The organism is Candidatus Cloacimonadota bacterium, assembly GCA_016932035.1.
Taxonomy (GTDB): Bacteria; Cloacimonadota; Cloacimonadia; order JGIOTU-2; family JGIOTU-2; genus Celaenobacter.
The window spans coordinates 1-20574 of the sequence record JAFGDR010000059.1 but is presented as its reverse complement, the minus strand read 5'-3'; the positions used below and the strand labels follow the sequence as shown (position 1 = coordinate 20574).

10 protein-coding genes are annotated in these 20574 nt (G+C 37.9%); all 10 read left to right on the top strand.

The genetic code is table 11. The features are described 5' to 3' along the window. Window position 1: 1 nt before the first annotated feature. The gene (locus JW794_09810) at window positions 2-2443 is read left to right on the top strand and encodes an ABC transporter permease (GenBank protein MBN2018405.1); all 2442 of its coding nucleotides are present in this window, start codon (window positions 2-4) and stop codon (window positions 2441-2443) included. 4 nt (window positions 2444-2447) lie between these two features. Beyond that, the gene (locus JW794_09805; protein ID MBN2018404.1) at window positions 2448-3113 is read left to right on the top strand and encodes a hypothetical protein; all 666 of its coding nucleotides are present in this window, start codon (window positions 2448-2450) and stop codon (window positions 3111-3113) included. A 225-nt stretch (window positions 3114-3338) separates the two neighbouring features. Further along, entirely contained in the window at window positions 3339-5732 is a 2394-nt protein-coding gene (locus JW794_09800) for an ABC transporter permease (GenBank protein MBN2018403.1), read from the top strand. Window positions 5733-5741: 9 nt separating this feature from the next. Continuing rightward, window positions 5742-8132, top strand: a complete 2391-nt coding sequence (locus tag JW794_09795) for an ABC transporter permease (GenBank protein ID MBN2018402.1) — start codon at window positions 5742-5744, stop codon at window positions 8130-8132. After that, window positions 8125-9249, top strand: coding sequence for a beta-lactamase family protein (locus JW794_09790; protein MBN2018401.1), 1125 nt, complete (start codon window positions 8125-8127; stop codon window positions 9247-9249). Before JW794_09795 ends, JW794_09790 begins: the two co-directional genes overlap by 8 nt. 27 nt (window positions 9250-9276) lie before the next feature. Further along, the gene (locus JW794_09785; protein ID MBN2018400.1) at window positions 9277-11670 is read left to right on the top strand and encodes an ABC transporter permease; all 2394 of its coding nucleotides are present in this window, start codon (window positions 9277-9279) and stop codon (window positions 11668-11670) included. Between the two features lie 8 nt (window positions 11671-11678). Then, the gene (locus JW794_09780) at window positions 11679-14006 is read left to right on the top strand and encodes an ABC transporter permease (protein MBN2018399.1); all 2328 of its coding nucleotides are present in this window, start codon (window positions 11679-11681) and stop codon (window positions 14004-14006) included. Continuing rightward, a complete protein-coding gene (locus tag JW794_09775; protein ID MBN2018398.1) occupies window positions 14007-16331 on the top strand; it encodes an ABC transporter permease in 2325 nt (774 codons plus the stop codon). A 14-nt stretch (window positions 16332-16345) separates the two neighbouring features. Next, window positions 16346-18757: an ABC transporter permease gene (locus tag JW794_09770; protein ID MBN2018397.1), complete on the top strand. Its 2412-nt coding sequence runs from the start codon at window positions 16346-16348 to the stop codon at window positions 18755-18757. 9 nt (window positions 18758-18766) lie between these two features. Beyond that, on the top strand, window positions 18767-20574 hold a 1808-nt coding region (locus JW794_09765; GenBank protein MBN2018396.1), incomplete at its 3' end, for an ABC transporter permease.

Sequence of the window (20574 nt, the reverse complement as noted above, 5' to 3'; positions counted from 1 at the left end):
TATGTTTAAAAATCTACTTATCCTATCGTTAAGAAATATCAGAAAACATAAAGCATATGCTCTGATAAATATTCTTGGCTTGAGTCTTGGTATTGCTTGTTCTGTTCTCATATTTGGTTATGTGCAACATGAATTAAACTATGACACCTACCACGATGACTTCGAAAGAATATTCAGGATTGAATCATATCGTGATTCGTATGTTGGTGAGTTCTATAATAATTCTGTCGCTGGACCCGTTGGACCATCGCTAACAGAATCTTCCCCTTTAATAGAAAAACAAGCTCGTTTGATCCGTCCATTCGAAAATCATAAGAATGTTTTGGTTGAAAAAGAGGATCTCCGTTTCTTCGAAACAGACATTTATTTTGCAGATCCAGAGATCAAAGATATACTCAAATTCGAATTCCTCGCAGGGAATAAAGAAACTGCACTCGATGAACCATTTTCACTCATCATTACGGAATCAATGGCAGAAAAATACTTTGGAAATCAAAACTGCACAGGAAAAACGCTGAACATTGAGATTGATTATGACTACTACTGCCCAGTTGCGAGAGATGATTTTACAATTACTGCTGTAGTAAAGGACACACCTTCCAACACACATGTGCCAATAACAATGCTACTAAGTATGAATTCTCTCCGAACTCACCTACCCTGGATCGATGAATACTGGGGTGATGCCCACAGAAAATATACTTATGTTAAAATTGTACCCAATGCTGATATTCGTGATCTAGAACCGCATCTAAAAGAACTAGCAACAACGAATCATGAGGTGTACAAACAGATCACTGGACGCGAATGGATAAGCAATTACTATTATCTGCAACCGATCAAGAACATCCACATGGATCAAAATGTACGATATAAAATTGTTCCAGCAGGTAATTGGTATTACATAAAAATCTATTCTTTTATAGCCTTTGTTGTTCTTCTGATCGGTTGTCTTAACTTTATCAATATTTCTGCTGCTCTTGGCATGAAGAGCATCAAGCAGATGGGAATACGAAAGGTGGTTGGTGCAAACCGATGGCATCTTATTTCTCAGTGTTTCCTCCATGCAGCGATCTATGCAATACTTTCATTTATCATAGCTCTGATACTACTGGAAATACTACTACCTGTGTTTAATCAACTCACAGGTCATCTCCTCACCATATCAACACTTATCAATAGTACAGTGATTCTAGCCACAATAGGTCTATTGTTACTTATTGTACTGCTTTCCGGTAGTTACAATGCCATTGTTCTCACAAAAGACAAATCCTTCAATATCCTCAAAGGAAAGCTTTCATCAAAAGGGCATGGTTCAGTTACTCAAAAAATCTTAGTCGTGACACAATTTACTGTCATTCTATCTTTTTTAACATTCTCAATGTATATTTATAAACAGTTAGAATATATGCGCGGGAGCAATCTTGGGTTTGATAAAGAGCAGAAGATAGTGATTCCTTTTAAAACTCATCTTGGAAGATTACGTACAGACTACGAAAACATCAAATCAGCTTTCACAAAATATCCTGAAATAGTTGGAGCAACTGTTTCATCTGGAGTTCCCGGAAGTATGTCTGGCGGCTATTATATGAAAAGGATTGATATTCCTAATGCAGAATCCAATTTCTTCCAGGTTCTTACATCTGATACAGATTTTATCAATGAGTATAAACTAGATCTAATTGCCGGACATGACTTCGAACCAGACGTTGTAAATGGTTACATCATAAACGAAACTGGCATAAAGCTGCTAGGTTTTACCCATCCTGATGAAGCACTTGGTGTTGAGTTAAATGCTCATTATCATGGCTTGACAAAACCAATTACAGGAATTGTATCTGATTTCCATTATAAAGGTATGCAGCAAGAAGTTCAACCACTTGTCATGGATGTCGAAAACTCGCTGTATTCAACACTTACTCTTTCAGTTATGCAGGGAAATCTGCCCAAAACAATAAAGAATATAACGGATGCTTATAATACCCTTTTCCCGGATACTCCATTCTCTTTTTCGTTCCTTGATGAGGATTTCAACAGACTTTATAAACATGAATCGCAGGTTGGATTTGTAGTGGGACTCGTTGCGATACTCGGAATGGTCATAGCTGCAATAGGATTGTTCGGGCTTGTTTCATTCTTCATTATACAAAAAACCAGAGAAATTGGCATTAGGAAGGTGCTTGGGAGTAAATTGTCTGAGATTGTGAGTCTTTTTTCATTCCGTTACATCAAGCTTATACTTTTGTCCGTTATCATAGCTGTCCCTCTAAGCTGGAAAATCATTACTTTATGGCTCCAGGACTTTGCATATAGAATTTCGATAAATCCAGTTCCCTTTGTCATCTCAAGTATGATCGTACTTGGAATATCAACAATCATTGTTTCATTACGTTGTTTAAAAACAGCTCGAATAAATACTGTAGAAACCTTAAAATATGAGTAAGCTTATGAAAAATAATGATAACTTCGAAACCCAATGGTTAACAAAACTCCAACTTGGATTAGAAAAAATAAACAAATCATATTTATTTAATGATATTAGAAAATTTATTACAGAAACCAATCTGATCAACTGGACACAAAACCTTATGGCCTTTCTTTCTGAAAATCTATCAGAATCTGAAATTAAAGAAGTGATGATCTCATGTGCATGCCTGACTCCAAAGGATAATCTGAAGCACATTCAAGAGGAATATACCCGCACAAAGGATATTCAGCATGTACATAACCTTCTGCAACAGCAGTTTGAATCTTTTATACGCGGATATAAGAAACTCGACAATGAGCAGATTGATTTTCTCAGGAAAAACGGTTGGGGAATGGCTGGCAAACTTAATGGAAAGGTTATTTATGCGACTAAAATCCCAAAAGAATTTCACAACTATTTTTCAGAAAAAGATAAGAAAAAAAAGCAATACTATTATTGCCACTGTCCCCGGATACGTACATCAATATTAGAAAACAGATTAATTGACCCGAAATACTGCTACTGCGGGGCTGGCTTCTACAAAGACATCTGGGAGTATATCCTTCAGAAAGAAGTAAAAATTAAAATACTCAAATCAATAATGAATGGAGATGACGTCTGTCAGATTGCGGTTTATCTTGAGTAATAGATAGATCCTCCCAAAAGCTAATAATCCCATAGCTCTTACTTACAATAAAAAGTGTTCACTCTCGTACACTAGTGTTCCATCAGCGAACAGTAGATTTATTCCAGAAACATAACAATTACCATATAATACAACTTCTCTCGTGTTTTAATTTTTGGCACGAAAAATGCTTTATTATTATATATAATTTAAAACTCAGGATAATAAATATGAATAGGTCTCAGGATGCTTAAGAACTATCTTACCCTTAGTTTACGGAATATGAAGCATCACAAGGTGTTCAGTGTTATCAATCTTATCGGATTGATCGTAGGCATAACCTCGTTCGTGCTGATCATGATATGGATAGGTTACGAAATGAGTTATGACAGCTTCAATGAAAACAAAGATCAGATATTTCGACTCTGTGTAGATTTTGAAGCTGGAAATCATATGATCTACCCCATGACCATGCCAAATGCGGGTCCACAATTAGTAGAGGATTTCCCGGAAGTTATGCACGCAGCAAGACTTGAAAGTCCTCGAAGAGCTACAGTTAAGATCGGTGAAAAAACCTTTACCGAAGAAGGTTTCTGTCATGGGGATAATTCGATTTTTGAGGTATTTACTTTTCCCTTCAAGAGTGGTGACAAGCAAATAGCACTCATAGAACCTTTTACTGTAGTTCTTACTCATTCTATTGCACAGAAATATTTTGGTGAAAGCAATCCAATCGGAGAAACGGTTGAGATAAATAATACACCCTATCGTATTACCGGAATTATTGAGGACATCCCGTACAATTCTCATTTCAGACTTAGTATAATGGGATCATTTGAAACACTCTTCTCACAAAATAGTGATGCGATGAGTAACTGGTTTCATATCCAATTTTTTACTTACCTTCTCCTCAAAGAGGATACCTCGATCGAAGATTTCGAAGCAAAACTGGTTTCATTTGTCGATGCACATATGGGTGAGTTGCTTCATTCAGCTGGAGCTCAACTTACATTCTTCTTGCAACCTCTTAAGGACATACACCTTCGATCTGAGTTGGCAGGAGACATTGCAAAACAATCAAACATACAAACACTATATATTTTCTTCTCCATTGCTATTTTTATTTTGATTATTGCCTGCATTAACTTTATCAATCTTTCGACTGCTAATGCTGGAGTACGTGCACGTGAGATTGGACTGCGTAAAGCAATCGGCTCAAAAAAGAGACAACTTGTAGCACAATTTCTTACTGAGTCCATTATACTTTGTTTTATTGCTATGCTGCTCACACTCGTCATTATCGATCTTTCAAGACCGAGTTTGCAGAATATTTTCAGTGTTCATATCGATCTCGGCTATCTCAATCCTGTGACGGCAACTGGATTCATTCTTCTGTTTCCAGTTCTTCTGGGCGTAATAGCTGGAAGCTATCCCGCATTTTATCTTTCCCGCTTCAAACCAGTTGCAATTCTTCGTTCAGGATTTTTACAAACATCAAGCAAAGCACATCTAAGAAATATACTGGTGATTCTGCAGTTCACGATTTCTCTTATTCTTATCATTTCGACTCTCACGATATTTAATCAGATAAATTTTATGCAGGACAAAGATCCTGGCTTCTCGCAGGAAAATCTGATTATTGTTCCTAATACAAGGCTCCTTTTACATAATAGTTCTGCTGAGGTTCTCAAGGAACAGCTTTCTGAAATTCCACACATCAAAGAGATTGGATTTTCATCATTAGTGCCCGGATTCGGAACACAGAAAGCAATCATGTATCCTGAAGGATTTCCCATGGATCAGCCGCAGATGGGACAAAAACTCTTCGTTGATGAAGGTTTTCTGGATGCCCTGGGGATGCGCTTTGTATATGGCAGAAATTTTTCACAAAATTATCCCTCTGATCCAACCGAAAGTGTGATAATCAATGAAACTGCAGCCAAAACCTTTGGATGGAAAGAACCTCTGGGAAAAACCTTCTTGTTTAGAGGTAAAAATGAAGAGCTGGAAAAACTGAATGTTATTGGTGTCCTGAATGATTTTCATTCATCCTCACTCCATGATAAAATTGAACCTCTTATCATATATAATCAACCGGATAAAACAAATTTTCTCATCATTAAGACATATACTAAACCAACTGAAGAAACGCTAAGCATCATTAAGAAGAAGATACAGGCTTTTAATCCAAACTTCATGTTCAAATATTATTTCCTCGATGATGTCCTTCACAATCAATATACATCCGATAAACAAGTTGGAAAGATGGCTTTGTACTTCTGCTTGCTGGCAATCTTGCTGGCGATCCTTGGTCTGTTTGGTCTCACTACTTTTCTTGTACACAAGAGGACAAAGGAAATAGGCATTCGAAAAGTTATGGGAGCTTCTGTAAGCGGTATAACGATCAGATTATCAGGTGACTTCATTCGTTTGATCTTTATTTCGATGTTCATTGCATCCCCGCTCGCTTATATAGTCATGAACAAATGGCTTCAGGGTTTTGCATATCGTACAGAACAGCCAGCCTGGATTTTCTTGCTTTCATCTTTTGCTGTGATGATATTATCAATTATTACAGTAAGCTATCAAACGATCAAAGCAGCAAGAACAAATCCAGCAGAGGTTATAAAGTATGAATAGGAGGTCTTCTTGCTAAAGAATTATATTCGAAGTTCTATAAAAAACCTACTGAAAAACAAGATCATCACATTCATCAACGTAATAGGACTCTCAATTGGCATAACTGGGCTTTTTCTTGTATTTGTATTCACCAATCACGAGATGTCTTATGATACCTTCTATCCGGATCATGAGAGGATATTTCGAGTCTGCCAGAAAGAGATGTCTCTTGGGAACGAATCGATAAGTGAAGCAACAGCTCCTCCTTTAGCACTCGAAATTGAATCAACTATTCCTGATATCGAATCTACCTGCCGGTATCTTGAAATGAGTAGTCGTCTTGTTGCAGGACCAAACCATACAGCCTACGAAGATCACTACCGTTATGTCGATCCTTCTTTCTTCAGTATGTTTTCAATTCCAGTACTGCAGGGACAACCAATGGAAGTCATTGATAATCCAGACAATATTGTTGTAACACGTCGGATTGCAGAACGATATTTTGGCACAACAGACATAATCGGGCAAACACTGACAATACGGGATAAGGATTTTACTGTTGGAGCAGTGATCGAGAATCCCCCATCATATTCTTATCTTCAATATGATATTCTCAGAACAATCTATACTATCGACGATCCTGCATTTCATAATTCTGCCTGGTTATGGCATGCCATAGAGACCTTTGTCAAACTACGTCCCGAAGCGAACATTAAACTCGTCCAGGAAAAGGTAAAATACCTTTCAAACGAACAAGCTATTCAGCAATTCAAGGATTCCGGTCTTGACTATACTTTTTTGTTACAGCCGATATCAATGATCAGCAAGCAAAGACTAACCGATAGTGGAATAGTCGTTTCATCCTCTGCACGAAATATTGTGATCTTCAGATTCCTGGGAATATTTGTACTGTTTCTTGCATGTCTAAATTTTATAAATCTCACCCTTGCTCTCTATTTCAAACGAACGAAAGAAGTTGGTATCCGAAAAGTGCTTGGAGCAGGTAAGAGTCAGCTTGTACATCAATTTCTTGTTGAGAGTATGATCACAGTCATTCTGTCTATTCTTGTTTCTGTGGTTGCAATCGAACTTGTACTTCCCTCTTTCCTGAACTTTACTGGAATTCCAACTTTGTATCTCAGTGAATTACCAATCGCTCAAATCGTATTCTTTACCATTCTGATTCTTAGTGCAGGCATTGCCGCGAGTATCTATCCGGCAATCTATGCATCTTCCAGAACAACATCTCATTCACTTGGTCAGAAAAAAGTTCAATTTACGAATAAAATACTCAGACCGGGGCTAATCATTATGCAGTTTGCTATTTCTATTGTGATCATTATCGTGATGTTGAGCATGAAACAGCAAGTTGCCTATATGCAAAACAAAGATCTTGGATATGATGCTAACCACAAACTTGTACTTACGATGAGAAGAGAAACAGAGTTCCCGGATAAATATGAAACATATAAGGATATATTTGTAGCAATTCCCGGTGTGCAGGGTGTAACTGCTTCGGGTCAGCTTCCGGGTAGAAATTACCCAAGTTTTTCAATTGAAAGTGAGAATAATGGGCATAAGGTTCAAACCACTATGTACTGCTTCAGCATCGATCAAGATTTTCTACCTCAATATGATATTCACGTTATTGAAGGAAGGAATTTTGATCAGGTAATTGATACAGAACCTGACCGCGTATTTATGATGAGTGAAAGCGGAATAAAACATATGGGTTGGAATTCAGTCCAAGAAGCTATAGGACAGGAGATAGTAACTGGTCATGGAGGAAGAACTGGCAAGATCATTGGCATATTCAAGGACTTCAATTATGAAAGTCTGCATGTCGAGATCGAGCCATTATTCTTTGAGTTTTTCCCCGGATACTTCCAGTATCTTACTTTGAATATCCAATCGAACAACCTGTCACAAGTCATAAATGAGATCAATAATGTATGGCAGAAAAATTTCCCTCATATCCCAATAGAATACTTCTTTGTTGATGAAGCATTCAATGAAAAATATCAAAATGAAATGAAAGCAATAACTCTCATGCGATACTTCAGCATCCTCGCAATATTCATTGCCTGTTCAGGATTGATTGGTATTTCATTATTCATATTCCAGCTTCGAACAAAAGAGATCGGTATCAGGAAAGTCCTGGGTGCTTCAGTAACTACTTTAATAACATTGCTAAATAAAAATTTCTTGCTCTGGGTCATCATCGCGAATGCCATTGCCTGGCCCATTTCGTATTATATCATACAAAAATGGCTCTTAAATTTCGCATATAGAAGCAGCATCGATCCTTTGATCTTCCTTCTATCAGGCGTGATTACCATATTACTATCATTAATTGTACTGAGTTTTCAAACATTGAGAACCGCTCACACAAATCCATCGGAGGTCATAAAATATGAATAAAAAAAACATCTCTTTGGCTTTAATCATCATTTCTTTATTAATAGTGCTTTGTAGTTGTGATAGCTCCAAAGTAACCATTCCTGAAATTAACACATTACATGAAGAGGTGGATTCTATAGTAGAACCACACCTTGAAGTCGGTATGATCATCGGAATAATCGATGCAGAACAAAATGAAATAGTCTATGCTTATGGAGTAAAATCTCTCGAATCAAAAGATGCTCCAGATATCAACACAATATTTGATATCGGATCGATGACTAAAACATTCACGGCTACATTGCTTGCGAACACCTATCTCCAGGGAACCTTTATTGATGACACAGTAAGTCATTATCTCCCAGAAGATGTTACATTACCCACATTCAAAGGAACTGAGATAACCATTGGTGATCTTGCTACACACACATCCGGATTACCTCGCACTCCTCATGAAGACGGTCAGTCTTATCCAATTCCCAGTGGCTTCGATCCTTTAAATCCATATTGGATCTATACAACTGAAGACGTGTATGATTATCTTACGAACTACTGTGTTCTTGAATTTAAACCTGGTGGCGGATACAGTTACTCAAATACAGGATATGGATTGCTTGGACATATCATTGGATTAGTCGATGGAACATCCTACCAGACAGTACTCGAAAGTACTATTTTTAACGAACTCAATATGAGCAGAAGTTCACTGTTTCTAACTGATGAACAAATGACTAATTATTCTCTTGGATATTCATCACAGTTCGAACAAGTTCCCTATTATACTGCACATGATATCTTCCATGGGTGCGGTTTTATTAAATCCTGCCTTAATGATTTACTCATCTATCTTAAAGCAAATATGGGATTGTATGACACGCAATTATATCCGGCAATGGAACTTGCACATCAACCAATAATACAGGGGTCTCCGAGCGATGTGGGAATTGCCTGGTACATTCTTGAACTGGATGATGGGCAACAAATCATATGGACGGGTGGTGATACAGCAGGGCATTCGTCATATTTGGCATTTAACAACGCAACCAAAACAGGTGTTATATTGTTATCAAATTGCTGTATGCATGGCTATCAAATCACACTCGGTGAGAAAATTATGCAGGCAATTCCAAAATATTAAATGTATAGTTTATGAAAGTAGGAATATATGTTACTTAATTATCTTAAAATAGCATTTAGAAATTTATGGAAGAACAAGTCCCTCTCGTTGATAAACATACTTGGTCTTTCAGTGAGTATCGCAGTGTGTTTCCTTATTGCACTGTTCATAATTCATGAACTGAGTTTCGATACGTTTCATAACAATCCAGAGGATTTATTCAGGATTACAATAAAAGGAGAAATCGCAACGCAACCTATTGAATATGCAGTATCCATGGTACCTTTACCAATTGTGTTAGAAGATGAATTTCCTGAAGTAGAAGCTGCTGCGAGTGTTTTTTCTCATCCATCAAAACAGTTAGTAACGTACGATGATAGAAGTTTTTATGAGACAAATATATCTGGTGCTACGAAAAGTTTTTTCAAAGTGTTTGATTATGAGCTTATCAGGGGAGATAAGGAGACCGTTCTCGAGCAGCCAAATTCAATTGTACTTTCCGAATCTTTAGCACACAAGTACTTCGAGAATGCAGATCCGGTTGGGGAAACAATATCCCTCAATGAAACAACTGACCATACTGTTACGGGTGTATTCAAAGATTTTCCATCCAATTCACACCTCCATATGAACGCCCTTACTTCTGTCGAATATACCGATGATATTCCTCAATACTGGGGTTCTTTTAGTGCTCATAATTATATACGACTTAAAAATGGAACAGATCCTGATGCGTTCCAAAAAAAGATTGAGAATCTCGCAATGGATAAGATGGGTATCACAAAGGAAGAAACAGGCATGGAATTTCTCCTTTTCCTCGAACCGATCAAAGATATTCACCTCAGATCGCACTACTCATACAATCTGGGTAATGATGGCAATATCACTTATGTATATGTTTTCTCGATAATCGCATTCTTTATTCTGGTCATTGCGTACATCAATTTTGTAAATCTTACTACAGCACATTATCTGATCAGGGCTAAAGAAGTAGGTATGCGTAAGGTTATCGGTGCAAGCAGGAAAAATCTTGTTACGCAGTTCCTCATAGAATCAGTTGTGATAACTATTATCGCAACATTGATTTCCTTTATTCTCGTTGAACTCCTGCAGCCTGTTTTTAAACAATTAAGTGGTCTTGAGATAGAATTACAACTTTTAACCCAGGGGTCATACATTTTTATCGGTATCTTAGTTTTACTCTTACTTGCAATAGTATCTGGCATCTATCCTGCGTTTCACCTTTCTTCTAATGATCCCATACAGACCATTAAAGGCAGATTTGTAGGAAAATCCAAGAGATCAACATTGCGAAATATTCTTGTGGTATTTCAGTTTATCATTTCCATTGCGCTTATTGGGAGTACTGGAATTATTATAAAACAGTTGCAACATATTCAGCGAAAGAAGCTAGGTTTTGATAAAGAGCATGTTCTTATCCTTCCTCTACGAAGCAATGAAGCAAGAGAGCAAGCACTGGTTCTCAAGGAAGACCTTAAGAATACTTCCGGCATAGTTGATGTGTGTGTATCATCTAATTACCCTGGCTCAGGAGCATCGCAAGGTCATGGATTCTTTCCGGAAGGATATACAGAAGGGCAACCATGGCTTATGAAAACATTCAATATTGATGAGGACTTCATCGAAACGTTCAAATTACATATAACCCAAGGAAGAGCTTTCAGTTCTGAATATGAAAATGAATCAATGAACATACTGGTGAACGAAACACTTGTGAAAAATGTTGGCTGGGATGAGCCCATTGGCAAAACGTTCCATGATCCCTTCATAACTGAAGGAGAAGATATGATCCCAATTACTGTTGTGGGTGTAGTAGGAGATTTTCATGTAAATCCCCTTCATGATAAAATCGAACCAATGATCATGTATTACAATCCACCCAATCGAAACTATATAAGCATGCGTCTGGAACCTGGAAATATCTATCATATGATCGACATAATTGAAACAAAATGGAAAGAGATCAATCCCACGATGCCTTATGATTATTTCTTCCTTGATGCTCAGTTTGATCGTATCCATAGGACAGAGAGAAATCTTGCACGAACGTTCATGTATTTCACTGTTCTTGCGATTGTCATTGCCTGTTTGGGATTATTCGGGCTTGCCTCATACGCAACAGAAAGACGCATCAAGGAGATTGGTATACGTAAAGTAATGGGCTCTTCAGTAGGACAGGTCATATTCCTACTCACAAAAGACTTTTCTAAACTTGTACTCATAGCAAATATCGTTGCCTGGCCTCTTGCCTGGTATGCCATGAATAAATGGCTACAGACCTTTGCATACAGAACAAATATCACAATTGGTGTCTTTCTTTTATCGGGTTTGATAGCACTTGTTATTGCTTTCCTCACAGTCAGCTTTAAAACCATCAAAGCTGCAAATTCAAACCCAGTAAAATCTTTGAAATATGAATAAGGAACTTCATGTTAAGAAACTATCTCAAAACAGCCCTAAGAAACATAAAACGATATAAAACATATTCTCTGATAAATATTCTTGGACTTGCTGTCGGCATAGCCTGTGCAGTAATGATCTTTGTGATAACTCAGGAAGAGAAGAATTTCAATACGCACAATGAACTTGTCGATGACATTTACAGGATAAATAAAGTATATACAATGAATGGTGAGGAGAATATTAATTATTCCACCCCATATCCTCTTGAACAAGCTATTCGTGAGGGTTTCCCCGAAGTAATCCAGGCAACGCACCTGTATGAATCTTCAGCAATCATAAAATATGGTGAAAAAGTATTTCGCGAAAGACATGTGTGCAGAGCTTCACCTTCTATATTTAGTATCTTTACGATCAATATCATAGATGGAGACAAGATACAACCGATCAGAGATGTTCATTCGATTGCAATTTCTCAATCCTCAGCACAAAAGTATTTCGGTGATGAAGCCCCTATCGGCAAGATTTTGATCCTGAACAATGCTGACGAGATGCAGGTCACTGCAGTGTATGAAGATATTCCCCTGCTTTCTGATTATAACTTCAATTTCATTGTACATCTGGATACTGCTGCTGAAACGGAAGATTATAATAATTGGTACTCCCATTGGATGGAAACTTTTATTCTCGTCGAACCGGGAACAGACATTGATGCCTTGCAGACAAAAATCGATCAGCTCTTCAAGGACAACCTTGAAGAGCAATCCGGTGCAAGATTACAATCTTTAAGAAACATTCATTTGTACTCAGTTGATGGTAAACCAACAACCCAGAAATATATTTATATTTTTATCAGTATCGCTGTGTTGATTCTTATCATCGCATGCATAAACTTCATGAACCTTGCAACTGCGCAAGCCACAAAACGTGCGCGTGAGGTGGGTGTGAGGAAAATTTCAGGGGCAAAGAAAAGTTCATTGATGTTTCAATTCATTGGAGAGTCAGTTTTCTATACGTTCATTGCCTGTTTGTTATCGTTTATTCTGATAGAGCTGTCTCTACCGGTCTTTGAACAGATCGTAGGCAGGAAAATTGTATTTTCTGTTTTCAATTCAAATATCTTACTGCTCTATGCAATTATTCTATTCGGAGTGGGAATTATTGCCGGAAGCTATCCTGCTTTTGCTCTTTCCTCTTTTGCACCGACAAAGATCTTTAAATCCGGTACAAAATCCTTTATCAAAGGAATTTCACTTCGCACAGTTATCGTTGTAGTACAGTTCACCCTTGCTGTTGCCCTTATTATCGGTACAGGCATAATCTACTCTCAACTCGATTATATGAAAAATAAGGATCTTGGTTTTGATAAAGACAACCTTCTCTATCTTAGATTGAACCGAGATCTGGAAGAAAAGTTTGATGTATTCACGCAATCCTGCAAACAGATATCAGGAATTTATCAAGTCTCACGAGTTTCCAGCATTCCCACTGAAGTGTGGTCTATCATGAGAGGTATTACCTGGGAGGGTAAGCAAACAGATGAGGGTTCTGCCTTTGCTTTTCTTTCTGCAGATAAAAATATTTTAGAGACGCTTGACCTGAAAATTCTTGATGGCAGAGGTTTTTCAGACGATATGCAAACTGATGAGAATGCAGTACTTATCAATCAAGCTGCGCTCGAAATGATGCAGATTGAGGATCCGATCGGACTGAAATTTGGTGACGAAGGATGGACAATAATTGGAGTAATAAATAATTTCAATTCTCTTCCTTTAACGTATGAACGCGAACCCTTGATCGTAGTAAATATACCAGATTATTTCTATTTTACACTTATAAAGCTATCAAATATCAATGTACAAAATGCAATTCATTCGATTAAGCAAGTTTGGAATGATATATGTCCCGACTTTCCTTTTGAGTACAGATTTCTTGATGAAACATTCAACATAATATACAAGGAGGAGATCAAAGCTGGTGTGCTTTTCCGCGTCTTTGCAGGGCTTGGAATTTTTATTGCATGTCTTGGACTTTTTGGACTTGTATCTTTCCTTGCAGAACAGAAAAAGCTCGAAATAGGAATCCGCAGAGCAATGGGATCCACTGTTACTGGTATCATATGGTTGCTGTCCCGTCAGTTCGTTCGATGGATAATCATCGCAAATATTATCGCATGGCCTGCTTCCTGGTATTTCATGAGCAAATGGTTGCAAGGATTTGCTTATAGCACCTCTATCAATCCATTGATCTTTATTTTCTCAGGTTTTATTAGTTTGCTTATTGCCCTTCTTACGATTAGCTTTAAAACGATCAACGCGGCAAACTCAAATCCGGTGAAATCTTTGAAGTATGAATAGGTGGTCAATCTGCTAATAAATTATCTTAAGACGACACTGCGTACAATTTGGAAACACAAAAGTTTCTCGCTCATAAACATAATCGGATTAGCTGTTGGAATCGCTGTGTTTTCTTTGATAATATTCTATGTTTCGTACGAAACGAATGCTGATAGATACAATGAAAATTACGAACGAATCTATCGCCCAAACGTAAACGACAAATATGGTGTCACACCTCTTGCTCTTGCTGCATATCTCAAAGAACAAATTCCTGAGATTGAAACAACTGCACGACTCTACCCTTACTTAAGAACATATATCGTTCATAATAATGAGTCTATTAACAGCACATTCTGTGTTGCAGATCCCTCGATCTTCGACATCTTCTCTCTTCAGCCTGTTTCTGGCAATCTTCAAACTGCATTGTCTGATCCAAACTCAATTGTATTATCCGAATCATTCAGCAAGAAATTGTTTGGCAACGACGATCCCATCGGGCAGATACTGGACATTGAAGACGAATATGGTCTTACGGTAACAGCGATTATCAAAGATCTACCCACAAGGAGTTCTCTGGTTTTTAATGATGGTATCATATCCTTCGATTTCACAATCCAAAGCTGGGGATGGGATAATCAAAACTGGTATTTCAGCAACTACGTGACCTATCTGTTGGTAAATGAACACGTGGATCATTCAACGTTGATAAAAAAAATGGAAAACTTCTTTCTCAATGATGAACATACAAGCTGGATTGATGAAGGACAACGAACCACGACCTTTTTTATTTCACCGCTCAAAGACATTTATTTTGACGATAGCAAATTTGATTATAGTCTTCATGGCAATGAACAAACAGTAAAAATCTTCTTTGCTTCGGGAATCTTTATCATTCTTATCGCATGTATCAATTTTGTTAACCTATCCACAGCAAAAGCAACGAAAAGAGCAAAAGAAATCGGGATGAGAAAAACACTTGGAGCGCGAAGAAGCAATATATTGTTTCAGTTTTTAGGTGAATCGGTTATCATTTGTTTTATTGCATCGTTGCTCGCATTAGTAATAATTTCATTGCTCTTTCCCGGACTGAAAAATTTGTTTAAAATTCACTCATCGATTGTAACTCCAATCAATATATTACTCTACTTTATTTTTGTTTTTCTACTCGGTATCTTAGCAGGGTTATATCCAGCGATATACTACAATTCCATACTTCCAATCAGCGCTTTACGAAGAGAACAGCTCAAGGGCAGCAAAGGAGCTGTGATACGAAAAATTTTGACCGTCATACAATTTGTCGTGGCAGTTTTTCTCATTATCGGAACTATTATTATCTACAAGCAGCTGCATTTTATCTCCCATAAAGACCTGGGATTTGATAAAGATTTTATCGTGACCTTTAAGCAAACCGGTGAAATAAAAGATAAGCAGGGTGTGTTCAAAGATGCTCTCCTGAAAAACAGCAATATTAGGTCCGTCTCTTATACCTATACAAAATTGGGCTATGTGATCCTTCAGCATGGTCTTGATATCGGAACCTACAAATTTTACACTGCTGACGAGGATTTTGTTGACACATACGGCATTGAGATCGTCCGCGGAAGAGATTTTTTGAAACACAGTATTGCAGATTCAAACGCAATTCTTATCAATGAGACTGCAGTCCGTGAACTGGACTGGCAAGGTCGCGATCCGATCGGACTTGAACTTGAAGGGTTTGAAATTGTAGGTATCATGAAAGATTTCTCGTTCAGAAAACTGCAATATCGCATCGAACCAATTGTTGTTCATAACTCTCCTCTCGAAACACATATTGTGAATGTAAAATTAGCCCCCTATAACATTGAACAAACTTTAGAATTTATTGAGAAAACCTTCAAAGACTTTGTCCCAAACGAACCATTTTCTATTGCTTTTTTAGAAGACGACTTAGCATTACTCTATAGGGCTGAAATGCGTTTTGGTAAGATCTTCGAATATTTTACCATTCTCGCTATAATCCTTTCCTGTATGGGCATGTTTGGTCTTTCATTGTTTATGATTGAACAGCGAACAAGAGAGATCGGTATTCGCAAAGTCCTTGGTTCATCCATCAATCAAATCATCATACTGCTTTCAGGCAATTTTTTAAAATGGGTGCTCCTTTCGGTAATTATTGCAAGTCCTCTTGCATATTTAGTCATGAAAAAGTGGCTAGAAGGATTTGCGTATAAAACAGGGATCGACGTCTGGATATTTATTATTTCGGGATTGATTGCATTACTCATCTCAACTTTAACAGTAAGTTTTCAAACTTTTAGAGCTGCAAATACTAATCCTTCGGATGTCATAAAATATGAATAAACAAAGGGGAGATAATGTTTAAACAATACTTATTGCTCACTTGGCGTAATATTAAACGTCATAAGATTTATGCGTTTCTGAATATTACCGGACTTGCAATCGGGATGGCATGCTTTATTCTCATCATGCTCTGGGTACATCACGAAACAAGTTATGATAAACATAATGAGCATTATGAAAATCTCTACAGATTAGGCCTGGACATAAAAATGGGTGATACAGAAGGAAAGGGATCAAGCACTTCCGGGCTCATGGGACCTGCATTGGTTGAAGACTATCCCGAAGTACTTAATATGGCACGCTTCTACAAGGGAATAAATAAACTTGTCAGCTGGGTGGAAGGTGATGTGCACCATACTGAAGATCGAGTATATTATGCAGATTCAACAATTTTTGATCTTTTCACTATTCCTGTGATCACCGGCGATCCAAGTGAAAATCTGTCACGTCCCTATACCCTATTCATTACTGAATCTACTGCACGAAGATACTTCGGAAATGAATCTGCTATAGGAAAAATTCTGAATTATGACGGTCACTGGGATTATGAAATAGTTGGTGTTATAGAAGATGCACCTCTAACTTCTCACTGGCAATATGATTTTATTACAAGTTCTGATGCAGTTGGAAGTTTTCGTAATGCTTACTGGCTCAATGACAATCTTACGACATATATTCTTCTGAAAGAAGGAACAGATTGGAAAGATTTCGAGAAAAAGCTCATTGATTTTAGAAACAGACATGTAGGTCCAATCGTCGAGCAAGAAATTGGGATGGGATTTGAGGAATGGGAAAATACAGGAAATCGTTACCGATACATTCTTGATCCGGTAAAAAATATCTATTTACAACCGAGAACAACTGAATCTGACGGTCCTCGGGGCAGCATGACGTATGTGATCGTTTTTATGATCGTTGCAATATTCATCCTGCTGATCGCCTGCGTCAATTTCATGAACCTGACAACTGCACGAGCAGCAACTCGTGCTAAAGAGATTGGGCTCCGAAAGGTTGTGGGCTCATACCGCTTGCAGATATTCAGACAACTGCTGTTTGAATCGATCGTATATAGCTTCCTTTCTATGGTACTCGCTCTCATTATCATTGAAATTGTTCTTCCATATTTCTCGCATCTTTCAAGCATTCCTCTTGAGCATTACTTTAATCAACTGTCGATCATCCCCTTTTCACTTCTTATCGTTCTACTTGTGGGTTTCATTTCAGGAATCTATTCAGCTCTTGTAATCTCATCTTTTAAAGTCATAATAGTGCTGAAGGGAAATATTCTTCAGAAAGGAAAAAAATCATGGCTGCGTAATGGACTTGTGCTTTTCCAGTTTGCAATATCCATTATGATCATAATCTGCACATTTGTCATCTCACATCAGCTTCATTATATCCAGAATAAAGAATTGGGATTTCATAAAGAACAAACTTTTGTGATCAAAAGAGTATATAGCCTGTGGGATAAACTTGGAACATTCAAGGAAGAAGTAGGAAAATTTCCCGGTGTTGTAGCTGCATCAATAACAAGCCATATTCCGGGAACAGGTTCAAGTGGGAATACTCTTCAAAAGGAAGGTGCTGGTCCACAGGATATGGTTCATTTTCGACAAATTTCTGGTGATTATGAGTATCTGGAAGCAATGGGAATTCAGTTGAAAGAGGGCAGGTATTATACACGAGATTTTCTTGGAGATTCTGCAGCTTGTGTCATCAATGAGTCTGCAGTGAAGAATTTAGGTCTTGACAAACCTATTGGTACAAAACTTTATTACGTGGCAGAAAGTGAGTATCGAACCGTTATAGGTGTTGTGGGTGACTATCATTTCAATTCTCTAAGGCAGGAAATACCAAATATTTTACTACTTCCACCATTCTCACATTACAGTCATTTCATGGTGGTCAGGGCAAAAACGGGTACCATCCAGCAAACAATTGATCAAATCAAGAACCTTTGGGAAGAGCTTGCAGTAAATCAGCCATTCCAATACTTTTTCCTGGATGAACATTTCGAGAATCTTCATCAAACTGAGATCCGTTCAGGAATGCTTTTCAAGATATTCTCTTTCCTTGCGATCGTCATTGCTTGCCTTGGGTTGTACGGACTTGCCACATTTACGGCTCAGCAGAAGATAAGAGAGATCGGAATACGAAAAGTACTTGGGGCGAGTGTAAGCAACATTACTTTCCGTCTTTTCAATCAATTTACCCGTTGGGTACTGATCGCAAACGTCATTGCCTGGCCCATTGCATGGTTTGTAATGAATAAGTGGCTACAGAACTTTGCGTACAGAATTAATGTCGGTGTATCTTCTTTTATTTTGACTATGGTGATAACGTTGCTTATCTCATTACTCACCGTCAGTTTCCAAACAATACGAGCAGCACATACGAACCCAGCAGAAGTTATAAAATACGAATAAGGAGAATGCATGATCAAACAAAATATAAAGCAGGCAATCAGGATCATATTGAAGGACAAATTTCATTCTATTTTGAACATTACCGGCCTAGCACTCGGTTTGTGTTGCAGTATTCTGGTTTTGCTGTTTGTGCAAAATGAGCTTTCCTGCGACAGACACCACGAAAATGCTGACAGGATCTATCGTTATGGCGTGAACATGACCATCGGTGGTATCAATAGCACTCAAACCACCTGCAATTTAGCAGTGGGTCCGCTTTTTCAACATGAAATGCAGGAAATTGAAGAGTATGTCCGCTGTGTTTATGCCGGGAATATGCTGGTGAAAGCCAATGAAAAAACCTTATATGAAGATAACCTGTTGATGATTGATAACAGTGTGTTCCGTGTATTTACATATCCTTTCTTATACGGCAACAGCACAGATGCTCTGGAAAGGCCTAATACTATTGTACTCACAGAAGATTTAGCCAGTAAATACTTTGGCAAACAAAATCCGATAGGAAAAGAGATGGAAATTGATAACGAAATCTACGAAATTACCGGGGTCATCAAAAATTTACCGGATAATTCTCATCTCAAATTTTCCGGACTCATTTCTTTGAATTCATATTTGCATACTAAGAACCTGGAAGAGATCTACTCACCGCGCGTTCTGGGCGGGGGTATGTCGTTTTTTACCTATTTTCTGTTCGCAGAAAACTTCACTCCCGAGGAGTTCTCTCAAAAATTTAAGAATTTCTACCAGAGAGAAATGATCGATATTGACAGAATCGAATATGTTGCAGTAGTAGAGCCGCTCACTGATATTTATCTCAAATCTACCATCAATCAAAGATTTTCGGATGCCAATCGCAGATTCCTGTTTGGTTTTGCTTCGATAGGTCTATTTATCCTGATCCTCGCATGTATAAATTATGTCAACATGGCAACTTCCAGAGCTGGCAACAGAACTCGCGAGATCGGCATGAAAAAGGTTCTGGGCGCAGAGAAAAAACAATTGATCAGCCAATTTCTGGGTGAATCTATCATTCTTTCTTTCCTGGCTTTGATCATTGGCTTTATTTTAGTGGAGCTTGTACTCAAGATAACTCCATTCAATGAATTGATAAATAAAAATCTGCAGATTGATCTTTTACATAACCCGATCCTGTTGGGAGGTTCGATTCTCATCACACTTCTGGTGGGATTTCTTTCCGGTTTATACCCGGCCTTCTATCTTTCTCATTTGAAACCGATCTCATCTTTGAAAGGTAGTTTAAAGAAAGACAAAGCTGGTCAATTTTTCCGTAATGCCCTGGTCTCATTTCAATTCATAGTTTCCATTGCTGCGGTTATTCTAACTCTTTTCATGCGACAGCAGATCGAATTCATGCAAAGACTCGATCTGGGTTTCCAGAAGGAAAATGTTCTGATGATCTACTCATCTAATGAAGAACTTATGCAGAAGTTTCCCGCTTTCCGAGATGCAATTTTGGACCATCATAACGTCGTTAGCGCAGGATTTTCCGGTTCAACAATTGGCAGAGGACTTTCCGGGCTGGCTTTCGAATGGGAAACCGAAAACGGAGAAATGGAAATTCATGCCAATCGAATGCTTTATGCTGACAAAAATTTCCTGGAAACAATGGGTATCCCGATTGTAGCTGGCACAAATTTTATCATTGATCGAACTCCGGAAGGTTCAATCGATTTCATCGTGAATGAAGCTCTTGTAAAACTCTTTGGCTGGAAAGATCCGATTGGAAAAAAAACACAATACGGACAGGTTATCGGTGTTGTAAAAGATTTCAGTTATGCTTCTGCCAGAAATGAAAT